The organism is Hymenobacter psychrotolerans DSM 18569 (assembly GCF_900142395.1).
Classification (GTDB): Bacteria; Bacteroidota; Bacteroidia; order Cytophagales; family Hymenobacteraceae; genus Hymenobacter; species Hymenobacter psychrotolerans.
The window spans coordinates 409,798-423,176 of the sequence record NZ_FRAS01000001.1 but is presented as its reverse complement, the minus strand read 5'-3'; the positions used below and the strand labels follow the sequence as shown (position 1 = coordinate 423,176).

Here is a 13,379-nt window from a genome sequence, read left to right as displayed (position 1 = left end):
CCGCATGCGGCGGATGGTTGCCGGGGAGCCGGAAGTGGCCCTCCGCATGCGGCGGGTGCTTTCCGGCAGGCCGGTGGTAGCTCTCCGCATGCGGCGGATGGGTTAGGGGAGGCCGCAAGTCGCCCGCCGCATGCGGCAGACGACCTCCGGCTCCTCGGCAAGCACCCGCCGCATGCGGCGGATGGTAGCAGGACAAGGCACTGGGAGTGGGAGCATGCGGCAGGCCAGTGGGCAGCAGTGGCCCGTCCGGTTGCCCCCGTACCGGTGGCGTTAGGCCATCATCTTAGGGGCCGCCTTCTTCTTGCCGCCGTTGCGGCTTTTTAGCAGGTGGTAGCCAAACAGGGCGCGGGCTTTGGCGGGCTCCTGGAAGAACTGAGCCAGCCCTACGCAATGCACCTGCCAGAGGGCGTCGCATAGCTCGCGCCAGTCGGTGCCGAGGGCGCTGATGGTTTCGGTTTCGGCCTGCCGGGTTTTGGTGCGGGCCGAGGTGGCCGTGGCCAGGGCCGCGAGCAGGGCATGGCCGTCGGTGCCGGCCTGGGCACCGAGGTCGGCGGCGTAGGCTTCCAGCTTCTTCACAAAGGCCTCGAAGCGGGTGGGCAGGTCTTTTTTAGCGGCTCCGGTGAGGTAGTCGAGGCCCTGGGGCAGAAACTCCCGCAGCGTGCCGGCCTGCTTGCGGTATTTGGGCACGAGCAGCACGTCGTGGGTGTCGCGCACGAATTCGTGGATGCGGGTAATTACCTCGTCCTGGGTGACGGTGCCGCCCTGCCCGGTGCCGGCCTGTCCGGCGCGGTCGGTCAGGCCCTTTTCCAGGTCCGCGACGAGCTGCTGAAACGGGGCGGTCAGCTTCTTGAGGGCCGCGCTGGGCGTGCCGGCCAGGGCCGTGGCCGTGTACTGGGCAAACTGCAGAAACACCGCCCGCGAGGCCCGGATATTAAGGAAATGATTCTCGTACTGTTCGTCGTACATGCGTGAAATAAATAAAGGAGGAGGGAGTACCGCGCGGCACCCGCCGCCCGGCCCCGGATAGGGCAATTGGAAAACTAAACGGCTGCTAAGGCGCGGCCAGGGACCCCGGCCGCCCCGCCCGCCTACTTATCAACCACACGAGTAGTAGTGTAGGCATAGCACTGGCTGAGTGAGGGGAAAGGAAATCAAGTTAAAATTTGACGTCGAAGCGGCCTTCGGTGATGCGCAACGTGTCGCAACCGGCCTTGACGAACGTCATCTGAAAGCGCCCCGCCGCTACCCGCGCCCCACCATCGAAGCGCGTGAGCGTGACCTGCCCGCTCAGTAGGCGAGCATCAGTGCTGTGAGCGTACACGCAGCTAGGATCGATATTAACAGCCGCCAAGCCATAGTTCTGCCCAGCCGGTATCTGGCCTTCGTTCACCAGTTGGAATTGCTGCCCGTCCGATAAATCACCTCGCAACGTCACTCCGATACTACCGAGTATATAATTTCTGTCCCGTGCATCTCCGGCAAAATAAAACCTATCGGCGGTGTTGCTACCTGTCCAAGAGCCAACAACTTGGATTAAACTAGGAGCCACATAGATAGTGCCGTTGGCCTTGAATCCTAGTGTTTGCTGGCCGCTCTGGGTTTCAGCGGGCAGTTCCGGCTCTTGGGGCCGGATGGTGTTCTTTTTGCACTGGCTTAAGCTCAGCAGAACCGATAACAGGAGGCAGTAGCGGAAGAATCGCATAGTAGTAAACGCAAAAGCCTGAAAAACAGAAAAGCCCATGCCACGGCCGGGCCAGTAGCAGGCCGGAGCAGTGTAGCAGGGGCAATAGGTGGCGGTAGGAGAAGCGGGGCGGAAAGTGTGGGGAAGATAGGAAGGTGGGGGAGGGAATACAAGCGTCTGCCGGATTGCTCTCATGACCCAACGCGTTAAGTAAGCGCAGCGGTAAATAGGTGCCTCAGGAGCAGATCGGCCCTGTGGCCCCGCCTGCTGCGTCAGCCTCCGGGCGTGACTGGGGCTGAACGGAATCATCTTACCCGTCTGGTGCAGGGTAGCGCCCTAACCCAACGCCAGGCTAACACCTACTCGGCCACCACGGCCAGCCGGCGCGTGGCCAGGGGCCGGCCGTCAGGAGTCAGCAGCGTGGCCGCGTACAGGCCTGGCGCCAGCCCGGCCAGCGGCACCACTACCTCCCCGCCGCTGCTGCCGCCGCGCAGTGTCAGCCGGCGCACGAGCCGCCCGGTGGCATCGGTCAGGTGCAGCGCGGCGGCGGTGCCGGCCGGCAGCTGGTAGCGCACGGTGGCCGTGGTGCTGGCCGGGTTGGGGAACAGCTCGAAGGTCAGCGGGGCAGCTGCGGTAAGTTGGGCAGGCGTAGCGGCCAGCAGCAGCGGCAGGCTGGGGCTCAGGTCGATGCGGGCGGCGTAGGCGCCGGTGTTGCCGGGGCTCTGGCAGCCCCCGGCCACGTACACGGCCCGCCCGCCGGGGTCGGCAATAAGGGTAGCCAGCTGGAAAGCATCGCACAGGGCCGTGGTGATGGGATAGAGCCGCAGCAGCCGGCCGCTGGCACTGATGTGGTGCAGCTGGTAGGTGGCCACGGGCGGGCGCGGCAGTTCCTCAGCGGCCAGGGCCAGCACCGAGCCGTCCTGCAGCTCCAGCATGCGGATGAACTGGAAGTACTGCCGGGGCAGGCCGCCGCGGTACACGTAGCTCCAGACCGGCTGCAGCTGGGCATTGACTTTGCGGAGAAAGGGCCGGCCCGTGTACACGTTCGGGGTCAGGGTGGTGTCGGCCGAAGCGGGCAGCAGCAGCCCCCCGTCTTGCAGCCGCAGCATTTTACTCAGGACATTCATGCTGCTGACTTCCCCATTGCCAGCTGGAGCAGGAAAAAAGGCCTGCTGTAGTGAATCTCCGGTAGTAGCGTTCAAGCGTAACAGCCGCATTTGTTGAGCCGGGGTGCGAGAGGATAGATAGTGTTGCGTCAGCACGATAAGGTCGCTGTTCAACAATTGTTGCATGTCTATCGGCTTTTCTCCATCAATCCCATAAGCGCGGTTCCAGATAAGCGCGCCCATACTATCTACTCGGCCAATGTGGGTAGGCTTCGCCGTAACAGGAGTAGGAAACCGATTAACGTACACACACAGGAAATACCCTTTGTTCGGAGCTCTTAGTAACCCTTGCGGGAAGGCATTTGCAGGAGGCAGGCCAGGATATTGTTGAATCGGGCTTTTAGTACCGGTCGCTGTAATACGCTGTACTCCCATGTAGCCGATAAGGGATGCGGTAGAACGCTGGCAGCCGACGTAAAGGAAAGTGCCATCCGTCTGTTGCAGAAATTCAACACCTCCGGAGAAGGACAGCATGCCCGGCCGTTGCCAGATGGTGTCGCCGGTGAGGGTGTTAAGCAGGTAATAATGGTTGCGGATGTCAATGGAATTGCCGGGTGAAGAATGAGCAAGTGAGGACCCAGCAATAAGAAGACGGTTTGCGGGCAGCGCGTAGCCTTCCAGCATATATTCAAGTTCCTGCTGATTCGGCACGGCTTTGTAGAGCCGCTCCCAGGTTAGACGCTGCGCACGAGCTGGCAACAGCAGGGTTAGCAGCAATAGGATAGAGGCAACGAAGCGCATCGGATAAACAGCTGGGATAGGCACTACATAACGGCCCCTAACCTGCATAATTCCGGGCACAAAACCTACCACTGCCGCAGGCGCCAGGCCAGGGCCACTTCGAAGTAGGGGTAGAGGTCGTGGGTGGTGCGGGCGAGGTCGTCGGGGGTGTAGCTGGTGCCCACGAAGGAGCCGGTGCCGGGGCGGTAGCGCGAGAGGGTGCGCAGCTCCTGCAGCCACAAACTGGCCGAGAAAGCCAGCGCGCCGGCGCGCCGCTCGTAGGCCACATCGGGGCCCTGCTGGCGGGTGAGGGCGCGCAGGTAGATGAGCGAGGTGCCGGCATCCTGCACCAGCGCGGCGCGGCTGTGGGTGCGCTGCTCCAGAAAGCGGTAGCCGAGGCGCAGGCTGCTGGCGCTGGCCACGGGCCGGCGGCGGCCGGTCCAGCCGTAGCGCAGGCCGCCGCGCAGGTCATGGGTGATGGTGGTATCAAGAGGGCTTTCCTTGAAGGCGGGCCAGCGCAGCAGCCCCACCCGATTTTCGCGGCGGGCATAGTCTACGGTGGCCAGCAGGCGGGGCGTGAGCTGGTACGTGAGGTTCTGCTGCTGCTCCAGCACCCGGCTGGCGCGGTTGCGCAGCTGCTCGCTGGCCCGGTCGCGCACCTGGTAGCTCACCCACAGGTGGTAGGTGCTCCGGATGCTGAACTTGCCCGGTGCCCACGTAAAGCCCGGCTCCCAGTGCAGCAGCCGGTCGGTGTAGTTTTCGGCGCTGAGGGCCGCCCGGATAAATACGAACTGCCGGTACTCGCCGGCCACGGCCAGGCTGGTGCGGAAGTTGCCGCGCCAGCGCCCGGTCCAGGTGAGGCGCAGGGCATGCTGGGCCTCGTCGCGGTCCTGCTGGTTGTCGCGGCTGGGGGCCGTCACGCGCAGCAGCTGGGCCGAACCGGTGAGCGACAGGGCGTGGCGCGGCGCGGGCAGCCAGGTCAGCTCGCCCTGCCACTGCGTGGTCTGCTCGTTGATGTCCTTGATTCGCTCCCGGGCCAGGGCGGCTTCATAGAGGGTAGATGTGAGGCTGCGGTTGTTGCTCAGGCCATAGGCGCGGTTCCGCTCGCGGTAGCCGAAAGCCAGCACGGCCTGCACCTTCTTGCTGCCCAGGCGCAGCTCTTGGCGGGTATCCAGCTCTCGCTGCCGGTAGCCCAGGTTCTGCAGCGTATCCGATTCGGCCCCGAGGCGGCGGTACTCAAAGGCCCGGCTGGGCAGCGCCAGCGCATTCACCGACCGAAACGACACCTTATCGGAGAGGCGGTAGGCCCATGTTACTTCCCCGGCCAGCGTGTCGCTCTGGATGCGCTGCACATTGCCGGGCACGTAGTCTTCGGCGCGGTGGGCGCGGTAGGTGCCGCGCAGCGTGCCGCTGGAGTATTCATCGAAAGTGTGCGCGTAGTAGCCTTCGGCCAGCAGGCGCTGCCATACGCGCGGCCCGAGCTGGGCGCGGGTGCCCAGCAGGCGCAGGGCCAGCGGCGGCGCGGCGGCTCCCCGCAGAAAAGCCAGCGTCGAGAAGTCCACGCCATACGCCACCCCGATATCCTGCCGGCCGTTGCGGGCGTCCTGCACCGCGCCCCCAAACCCAATCAGCCGCATCACCGACAGCGAATCGGTGGCCTGGCGGGGCAGAAAGCGGGGCAGGGCCTGCTCGTAGCCGAAGCGGGCCAGCCACAGGCCGGTGCGGGTGGCGTTGGCCCGGCTCTGCTCGTAGCGGATGAACTGCCCGGCGCGCCAGCCGCCGCCCAGGTCGAGGGTATGCAGGGCGTCGGCGGCATAGTCTTCGCGCACAAACGGCGGCTCCCCGCGTGAGTCGTAAATCCACTCGCTCAGGAGGCGGTAGCGCACCTGCTGGCGCTTATCGAGTTGCACGGTTCCCAGCAGGGCAGTGCGCTGGGCGTAGGTGCTGATGCCTACGCGCCGGGCCTGCACCGTAAGCAGCAGCAGAGAATCGGGCGGGGGCAACACGGTGCGGGCCAGCAGCGGCAAGGAGCCGGCATCTACCAGCGCCTGCGCCCGGCCCGGCCGCGCCAGGAGCAGCAGCCCCGCCGCAAGCAACAGGCCAAGGCCTGCCTGCCGCCACGTCACGCCTGCCCGCCTGCCGCCGGCGCACCCCGGGGCAGTGCCCGCACAGGCGGAACTTTTGGCGGCTAAAGGTAACTTCATGAAGGGCAGTCGAAAACAGGCGGTGGCACCGGAGCCTGGGCGTGGGCCAGTGTGGGCACACTATCGGGAAAGCAAGGTACTGCATCAGGACACCGGCTGCAACGGCCGGGCTATTTCCGGCATTCACCAAAATTTAACCCCGTCAGGAGGTTGGTATTCCTACCTTTGGGGTTCTTGTGGAGAGCCGCCGCAACTTAGCGGCCCTCCCTCACGTCTCAGTCAGTTCGAGACCATCTTTCCGGGTTTGGGCGGGAGCCGCAAGCCATTGTTTTGCCAGTCAGCTTATGAGTATTAAGAAATTACTGCTGTCGGTGGGGTTGGTCGTGGGAGTTGCGGGGAGCATGCAGGCACAGCATGCCGTGTGGGCTGCCAAAGTGGTGGCCGTATCATCGCAGAAGGCGGAGGGCAAAGAGGCCTTCTCGCCCGAAAAAGTATTGGGTGAGCCCAATGCCCAGCCCCTGGGCCAGGTCAGCAACGAGGCCTGGATTCCGCGCAAAGAAGGTACCTCCGAGTTCATCGAGGTGCGCTTCGGCAAGTCGCTCGTGGCGAAGCAGGTAACCGTGGTAGAGAACTTCAACCCCGGCTCGGTGGTGAAGATTGAGCTGGTGGATACCCGCGGCCAGAAGCACCAGGTGTACGAGAACACCAGCCCCGGCCCCATTCCGGAGCAGTTTCGGTCGTTGCAGGTTACGTTTTCGCCGGGTACCTACCGCACCATTGGCGTGCTCGTGACCATGAATACCAAGGCCGTGAACGGCGTCAACCAGATTGACGCTATCGGCATTGCCGACGTGGCCGAAACCATGGTAAAGAAGGAGTTTCGCAACGAAAATGAAGGAGTGAAATTCGACTCGGCCATGGTGAACCTGGGGCCGAACGTCAACTCCAAGTACGTAGATACGCACCCGGTTATCTCGCCCGATGGCCGCGTGCTGTTCTTTGCCCGTCAGGAGAGCCCGCAGAACGCAGGCGGTGCCCGCGACGTGCAGGATGTGTGGTACAGCACGCTGGCAAACGCGGCCAGCAAAACCTGGCACCCGGCCAAAAATATCGGTAGCCCCATCAATACGCCCGGGCCCAATGGCATGGCCTCCATCTCATCGGATGGCAATACGGCGGTTCTGATCAACGTCTACAACGAAGACGGTACCCTCGACCCCAAAGGCCTAAGCACCAGCAAGCGCACCAAAACCGGCTGGAGCCGCCCGGAGAAGGTGGTCATTGAGAATTTCTACAACGACGACCCGGAAAACGTGGATTACTTCCTGGGGCCCTCGGGCAAGGTGCTGCTGATGGCCGTGGACCGCAAAGACGGGCAGGGCGAGCAGGATATCTTCGTGAGCTTCCGCAACACCGACGGCAAAACCTGGAGCAAGCCCCGCAACCTCGGCCCCACGGTGAATACCAAAAAGCCGGAATTTGCGCCTTTCCTGGCCTCCGACAACAAGACGCTGTACTTTGCTTCGGAAGGCCACGGCGGCTACGGCAAGAGCGACATTTTCTACTCCAAGCGCCTCGACGACACCTGGACCAACTGGACCAAGCCCCGCAACCTGGGGCCCAACGTCAACTCTCCCGATTTCGACGCTTACTATGTAGTGTCGGCCGCCGGGGAAGATGCCTACCTCGTATCGGCCCGCAATGGCATGGGCGGCTCCAAGGATATTTTCCGCATTGGCCTTACGTCCCAGTTCAAGCCCGAAGTGGTGACGCTGGTGCGCGGCCGGGTGCTGGATGCAGCCACCAAAAAGCCGGTGCAGGCTGTTATTAAATACGAAAACCTGCTGACCGGCGAGGAAATTGGAGTAGCCGAAACCAACCCCGTGGATGGCTCCTACACCATTGTGCTGCCCTCGGGCGTGCAGTATGGCTACCGGGCTGAAGCCCCCAACTACCTGGCCGAATCCGACAACCTCGACGTGACGGACCGCCAGAAGTACTCCGAAGTGACGCAGGATTTGTTTCTGGTGCCCTTCGCGGTGGGCCAGACCATCAAGCTGAACAACATCTTCTTCGCCCAGAGCAAATACTATCTGCGCGAAAACTCCTACCCTGAGCTGCAGCGCCTTATCCGGACGCTCAAAGAGTACCCAACGGTAGAAATCAAGCTGGAAGGACACACCGATAACCAGGGCGACCCAAACCTGAACCTGAAGCTGAGCCAGGACCGCGTGAACGAGGTGAAGAAGTATATTGTTTCTAAAGGCGTTAGTGGCACCCGTATCACCACCGAAGGCTTCGGCGACAAAAAGCCCATTGCCAGCAACGACCAAGAGGAAACCCGCAAGCTCAACCGCCGCGTAGAGTTCCGGATTACCAAGAAGTAGATGGCCTCACCCCCCGGCCCCCCTCACCCATGGAGAGGAGGAGCCAGGCAACTCCAGCGCCATTACGTCGGCTGGCGCCTTCGCAACAGCTTGTCTGTTATCAAAATTGATAAAACGCAAAGTGCCCTTACCAGGAGGTAAGGGCACTTTGCGTTGAGGGGAGCGGTACTTGAGGCGCGAGCCGAAGGTGCTGCGCTGCCGCCGTCTGGCTCCCCCTCTCCATGGGAGAGGGGGCCGGGGGGGTGAGGCCCTACGACAGCCTCGTTTCGTCGCGGCCGGGCTTGCTGCTGCTGCTTTGGTTGCCGGGGTTGGCAATGGAGTCGCGCATGTCGGTGTCGGCCTGCACGTTGCGCATCTTGTAGTAGTCCATAATGCCCAGGTTGCCGGAGCGGAAGGCCTCGGCCATAGCCTTCGGAATTTCGGCTTCGGCTTCTACCACACGGGCTTTGGCTTCCTGGGTTTTGGCGCGGTTTTCCTGCTCCACGGCCACGGCCATAGCGCGGCGCTCCTCGGCTTTGGCCTCGGCCACTTTCAGGTCGGCGGTAGCCTGGTCTATCTGCAGCTTGGCCCCGATGTTTTCTCCTATGTCGATGTCAGCAATATCAATGGACAGAATTTCGAAGGCAGTGCCGGCATCAAGGCCTTTGCTGAGCACGAGCTTGGAAATCTTGTCCGGGTTTTCGAGCACCTCCTTGTGCGACTTCGACGAGCCGATGCTGGTCACGATGCCTTCCCCGACGCGGGCCAGAATGGTTTCTTCGCCGGCGCCGCCTACCAGCTGCGTGATGTTGGCGCGCACCGTGATACGGGCCTTGGCAATGAGCTGAATCCCGTCCTGCGCCACAGCGGCCACGTTGGGCGTGTTAATCACCTTGGGGTTTACGCTCGTCGTTACGGCCTCAAACACGTCACGGCCGGCCAGGTCGATGGCAGTGGCCTGCTTGAAGGTGAGCGGGATGTTGGCTTTGTCGGCCGAAATCAGGGCTTTGATGACGCTGGGAATGTTGCCGCCGGCTAGGTAGTGCGTTTCCAGGTCGTTGGCAGTCAGCTCCAGGCCGGCTTTGGTGCTCGTAATCATCGAGTTGACGATGAGCGACGGGGGAACCTTGCGCACCCGCATAAACGCCAGCTGAAACAGGCTGACCTTCACCCCCGAAAACAGCGCCGTAATCCAGAGGCTGATGGGGAAAAAGTACAGAAAGACCAGCAGAACAATGGCCCCGACAATGAGCGGAAAGAGAGGGAAGTCCATAGAACACGATGTAGCATTGGAGCTGGCCAACGCTGGGTGAAAAATCAGAAGTGACAGGCAATTCCTGCTCCTTAAGGCAACAAGCTAAGCCTTATACCACACTTTCCACCACAATCCGGTTTTGCTCGATGCGCAGCACGCGCACCTCGGTGCCGGCTGGCACAAACTCGCCGCGGGTAGTTACCTCCCGGCGGTTTTCCTCGAAGAGCACCGTGCCGGCCGGCCGCAACGCCGACAGAGCGCGGCCCGTGGTGCCGGGCTGCACATCGGGGAGGCGGGCATCCCGCACGTGCGAGTTGTTGACATCGGTGAGGGCGACGCGGGCCATGTTCTTGGGCTTGAGTCCTATATAGACCAGCAAGCCCGTAACGGCCAGCGACGAAACCAGCAGAATATGACCGGTGGCCGAGCCAAAGTCGCGGTACGCAAACCACACGCCCGCCGCCAGCAGCCCGAAGCCAATCAGCCCCACAATGGTGGTGCCCGGAATGAAGACGACTTCGGCGGCCAGAAAGAGCAGGCCAAAAAGCAGAAGCATTGCAACGGTAAGCCAGTCCATAGGAGAAAGGGAAAGTTGGTCAGGAAAAGATACGCAGAAAGCCCGCAGGAAAGGTAGAGAAGTGGCTATATGTTTTCCTGGTGCCGTGGCCCGGTACCTACCTGGCCCGTGCTTTTGCGTATCAGAGGCGCATGATGAAACAACGCGAAGTAACCGACCAGCACAATACCACCTGGACCTGCGTGCAGGCCTATGCCGCCGTAGAAAGCGCCGCCACCGAAGAAGCCATTGCCCGCAGCGAAACCGACTCCGGCGCCGTGCCGGTGGTGTGCACGCCCAGCGGCGGCGCCCAGACCGTGCGCCTGGAGCTCGAAAAAAACTGGCTCGATGGCCTCTCCGACGAAGAGCTTACCACCGCCATTTCGGCCGCCCGGTAGAAACCATTGCGCACAAAAAAGGCGTCCGGCTACTGTAACCGGACGCCTTTTTTGTGCTTAGCCGCAGGTGCTAGTAGGCCCGCGCGAAGTACACGCGGCGCTTGCTGGGCTTGCCGGTCAGGACGCAGGTGCCGTCCTCGTCGGGCTCATTCAGCGCGATGCAGCGGATGGTGGCTTTGGTTTCCTCCTTGATGCGCTCCTCGGTTTCGGAAGTGCCGTCCCAGTGGGCTACCACGAAGCCTCCTTCGCCTTCCAGCGCCTGCTTGAACTCTTCGTAGGTTTCCACGCGGGTGGTGTGCGTTTCGCGGAACTTCAGCGCGCGGCTGTAGATGTTGGCCTGAATGTCGTCGAGCAGCGTAGCCACACTGTTCACGATGTCGGCCAGGGGCAGGTTCATCTTCTCCTTGGTGTCGCGGCGGGCCACTTCCACGGTGCCGGCGTCCAGGTCGCGCATACCTACGGCCAGGCGTACGGGCACGCCTTTCAGCTCCCACTCGGCAAACTTGTAGCCCGGGCGCTCCGTGTCCCGGTCGTCAATCTTCACCGAAATGCCGCGCTCAATCAAGCCCATTTGCATCGGGCGGATACGCTCCAGCAGCTCATCGAGCTGGCCGGTTTTGTAGATGGGCACAATCACCACCTGAACGGGCGCCAGCCTGGGCGGCAGCACCAGGCCTTCGTCGTCGGAGTGCGCCATCACGAGGGCGCCCATCAGGCGCGTGCTCACGCCCCAGCTGGTGCCCCACACGTGCTCCAAGTTGCCTTCCTTGCTCTGGAACTGCACGTCAAACGCCTTGGCGAAGTTCTGGCCCAGGAAGTGGGAGGTGCCGGCCTGCAGCGCCTTGCCGTCCTGCATCAGCCCTTCGATGCAATAGGTGTCTTCGGCGCCGGCAAACCGCTCGTTTTCAGTCTTAACGCCTTTCACGACGGGCAGCGCCATCCATTCCTCGGCAAACTGCGCGTATACCTCCAGCATCTGGCGGGTTTCGGCTACGGCTTCTTCGGCGGTGGCGTGCGCCGTGTGGCCTTCCTGCCACAAAAACTCGGCGGTGCGCAGAAACAGGCGGGTGCGCATTTCCCAGCGTACCACGTTGGCCCACTGGTTGATGAGCAGCGGCAGGTCGCGGTAGCTCTGGATCCAGCCTTTATACGTGCTCCAGATGATGGCCTCCGACGTGGGGCGCACTACCAGCTCTTCCTCCAGCTTGGCATTCGGGTCTACGCGCAGCTTGCCCGGGTTGTCGGGGTCGGTCTGCAGGCGGTAGTGCGTTACAACGGCGCATTCCTTGGCAAATCCTTCCGCGTTTTTTTCCTCCGCTTCGAACAGGCTTTTGGGGACAAAAAGCGGGAAATATGCGTTCTGATGGCCAGTGCGCTTGAACATATCGTCCAGGGTGCGCTGCATCTTCTCCCAGATGGCATAGCCATAGGGCTTGATGACCATACAGCCCCGCACCGCGGAGTTTTCGGCCAGCCCCGCGCGCTTCACCAACTCATTGTACCACAGGGAATAATCTTCGCTCCGCTTGGGCAAACTTTTGCTCATGTTTCAGGTATCTTTGGTAAGTGGAAAAAGTTCCGGGTTTGGCCTAAGATTTGCGTTAGGAAATCCGGCACCGTTTCGGGGTCAAATTACGTTATTAAACCGGAGCCTTCCGCCACTGTCCGTCTGCTAGTTCAGGCAACCCTCTGGCATAGATGCCGCTCTTTCCTTTTGCCCGCCTTCTTTCCGTGTTAGCCGCCATGAAAAATTTCCTTCCCACTCTATTGCCCGCCCTCTCCCTGCTTGCGCTGGGTGGGTGTGCCGGCACCGCTGCTATTTCCTCCACGGAAAACGACGGCGTTTATTATTCTTCCCAGGACCGCACCACGCAGAATGCCCGGCCGGTAGCTTCCCGCTCATCGGCGGCCGAAACTACCACCGGCGACGAGCTCACCAACCCGGACTATGCCGGCGAAGGCAGCGCCTCCGCTTCGTCGGGCGGTACCGAGTATTATGACGAAGGTTACACGTATTCGTCGCGCATTCGGCGCTTTCACCAGCCCTACTACCGTGGCTTCGGCTACGGCTACAACGACTTCATCTATGCCGACCCCTTCTGGTACGGCGGCCCCGGCTACTACTCGGCCTGGGGGCCCAGCTACTACGGCGGCTACGACCCGTTCTGGGGACCGAGCTTCTACGGGGGCAGCTACGTGAACATCAACATTGGCTTCGGCTGGGGCCGTCCCTGGGGCTGGAACCGTTGGGGCGGAGGCTACGGCCGCGGCTTCTATGACGGCTACTACAGTGGCCTGTACGGCGGTGGCTACGGCGGCTATGGCTATGGCGGGTATGGCAGCTACTACGGCGCCGGTGGCTATGGTGTAGTAGGTGGCGGCGGCACGGTGCGCAACGTGCGTTATGGCCCGCGTAGCGGCCGCAGCGCCGAGGCAACCTCCACCGGCCGTGCCAACACGGCTACTTCTACCCCAGGTGGCCGGGGCCGCGTAAACCAGGGCGGTGTAGTGGCGCCCGGCGGTACTACTGCTCCTACCGGCGGTGTTGTAGGCTCAACTCCTGCGCCTACCACGCGCGGCAATATCCGCTCGGCCGAGGCCGTGCCCGGAGCCACGGAAAAGCCAGCCGTGCGCGGCAGCCGCGACATGCAGGTGGCCGACCAGGCGCCCGGCGCGGGCAGCCCTACGCAGAAAGCTCCTAACACCCGCTACCAGCCGCAGCAGGACGCTGCTGCCACCGGCGATGCTACCGCTCCTGGCCGCGCCGGGGGGGAAGGGCGCCGCTGGCGCGTAGCACCTGATGCTGCTACCGGCTCGCAGTCGGCACCAGCTTCCTCCGACTACTCGCAGCCGCGCCGCAGCCGGAGCATCTTCACGCCCAGCACGCCGCAAAGTGGCGGCGGCCAGACTGCCGACCAGCCAGTACGCCGCCAGCGTACGTTTGAGGCCCCTGCGCAGCGTAGCTACGAGCAGCCCAGCCGCTCGTTTGAGCAGCCTTCCCGCAGCTACTCGCCTCCCGCTAATATGGGCGGCGGCGGTGGCCGGAGCAGTGGCGGTGGCGGAGGAGGCGGCCGTGGCCGCGTCAACTAAGCC

Annotated in this window: 10 protein-coding genes; 3 read left to right on the top strand and 7 right to left on the bottom strand. The window is 62.7% G+C overall.

Annotated elements, in window-relative coordinates; translation table 11 throughout:
* Nucleotides 1–270: 270 nt before the first annotated feature.
* The 4 genes from BUE15_RS01730 to BUE15_RS01715 all read right to left on the bottom strand — a co-directional run bounded on the left by BUE15_RS01730 (nucleotide 271) and on the right by BUE15_RS01715 (nucleotide 5,771).
* The gene (locus BUE15_RS01730) at nucleotides 271–966 is read right to left on the bottom strand and encodes a hypothetical protein (RefSeq protein ID WP_073280960.1); all 696 of its coding nucleotides are present in this window, start codon (nucleotides 964–966) and stop codon (nucleotides 271–273) included.
* A 190-nt stretch (nucleotides 967–1,156) separates the two neighbouring features.
* Nucleotides 1,157–1,741 carry a Riean_0653 family protein gene (locus BUE15_RS01725; protein ID WP_073280959.1) on the bottom strand — a complete coding sequence of 195 codons (585 nt, stop codon included), beginning with the start codon at nucleotides 1,739–1,741 and terminating at the stop codon, nucleotides 1,157–1,159.
* 299 nt (nucleotides 1,742–2,040) lie between these two features.
* Complete coding sequence (locus BUE15_RS01720) at nucleotides 2,041–2,808, bottom strand: T9SS type A sorting domain-containing protein (protein ID WP_073280958.1); 768 nt, start codon at nucleotides 2,806–2,808, stop codon at nucleotides 2,041–2,043.
* Nucleotides 2,809–3,653: 845 nt separating this feature from the next.
* Complete coding sequence (locus tag BUE15_RS01715; RefSeq protein ID WP_139252079.1) at nucleotides 3,654–5,771, bottom strand: hypothetical protein; 2,118 nt, start codon at nucleotides 5,769–5,771, stop codon at nucleotides 3,654–3,656.
* A 284-nt stretch (nucleotides 5,772–6,055) separates the two neighbouring features.
* On the opposite strand from BUE15_RS01715, the gene BUE15_RS01710 reads away from it, so the two are divergent.
* A complete protein-coding gene (locus BUE15_RS01710) occupies nucleotides 6,056–8,098 on the top strand; it encodes an OmpA family protein (RefSeq protein ID WP_073280956.1) in 2,043 nt (680 codons plus the stop codon).
* Nucleotides 8,099–8,348: 250 nt separating this feature from the next.
* Here the strand turns inward: BUE15_RS01710 and floA are convergent, their stop codons facing one another.
* Nucleotides 8,349–9,350, bottom strand: a complete 1,002-nt coding sequence (gene floA, locus BUE15_RS01705) for a flotillin-like protein FloA (protein WP_073280955.1) — start codon at nucleotides 9,348–9,350, stop codon at nucleotides 8,349–8,351.
* A gap of 91 nt (nucleotides 9,351–9,441) precedes the next feature.
* The gene (locus BUE15_RS01700) at nucleotides 9,442–9,909 is read right to left on the bottom strand and encodes an NfeD family protein (RefSeq protein ID WP_073280954.1); all 468 of its coding nucleotides are present in this window, start codon (nucleotides 9,907–9,909) and stop codon (nucleotides 9,442–9,444) included.
* Nucleotides 9,910–10,040: 131 nt separating this feature from the next.
* On the opposite strand from BUE15_RS01700, the gene BUE15_RS01695 reads away from it, so the two are divergent.
* Nucleotides 10,041–10,286, top strand: a complete 246-nt coding sequence (locus BUE15_RS01695; RefSeq protein ID WP_244535850.1) for a hypothetical protein — start codon at nucleotides 10,041–10,043, stop codon at nucleotides 10,284–10,286.
* 70 nt (nucleotides 10,287–10,356) lie between these two features.
* On the opposite strand, the gene proS is transcribed toward BUE15_RS01695, so the two are convergent.
* A complete protein-coding gene (proS, locus tag BUE15_RS01690; RefSeq protein WP_073280953.1) occupies nucleotides 10,357–11,832 on the bottom strand; it encodes a proline--tRNA ligase in 1,476 nt (491 codons plus the stop codon).
* Between the two features lie 197 nt (nucleotides 11,833–12,029).
* Between proS and BUE15_RS01685 the strand changes: the two genes are divergently transcribed.
* The gene (locus BUE15_RS01685; protein ID WP_139252078.1) at nucleotides 12,030–13,376 is read left to right on the top strand and encodes a hypothetical protein; all 1,347 of its coding nucleotides are present in this window, start codon (nucleotides 12,030–12,032) and stop codon (nucleotides 13,374–13,376) included.
* The last annotated feature ends 3 nt before the right edge of the window (nucleotides 13,377–13,379 follow it).

Excerpts from the sequence above, each read along its gene's own strand:
- BUE15_RS01730 (WP_073280960.1), bottom strand. The coding sequence starts at position 966 with ATGTACGACGAACAGTACGAGAATCATTTCCTTAATATCCGGGCCTCG.
- BUE15_RS01725 (WP_073280959.1), bottom strand. The coding sequence starts at position 1,741 with ATGGGCTTTTCTGTTTTTCAGGCTTTTGCGTTTACTACTATGCGATTC.
- BUE15_RS01720 (WP_073280958.1), bottom strand. The coding sequence starts at position 2,808 with ATGAATGTCCTGAGTAAAATGCTGCGGCTGCAAGACGGGGGGCTGCTG.
- BUE15_RS01715 (WP_139252079.1), bottom strand. The coding sequence starts at position 5,771 with ATGAAGTTACCTTTAGCCGCCAAAAGTTCCGCCTGTGCGGGCACTGCC.
- BUE15_RS01710 (WP_073280956.1), top strand. The coding sequence starts at position 6,056 with ATGAGTATTAAGAAATTACTGCTGTCGGTGGGGTTGGTCGTGGGAGTT.
- floA (WP_073280955.1), bottom strand. The coding sequence starts at position 9,350 with ATGGACTTCCCTCTCTTTCCGCTCATTGTCGGGGCCATTGTTCTGCTG.
- BUE15_RS01700 (WP_073280954.1), bottom strand. The coding sequence starts at position 9,909 with ATGGACTGGCTTACCGTTGCAATGCTTCTGCTTTTTGGCCTGCTCTTT.
- BUE15_RS01695 (WP_244535850.1), top strand. The coding sequence starts at position 10,041 with ATGATGAAACAACGCGAAGTAACCGACCAGCACAATACCACCTGGACC.
- proS (WP_073280953.1), bottom strand. The coding sequence starts at position 11,832 with ATGAGCAAAAGTTTGCCCAAGCGGAGCGAAGATTATTCCCTGTGGTAC.
- BUE15_RS01685 (WP_139252078.1), top strand. The coding sequence starts at position 12,030 with ATGAAAAATTTCCTTCCCACTCTATTGCCCGCCCTCTCCCTGCTTGCG.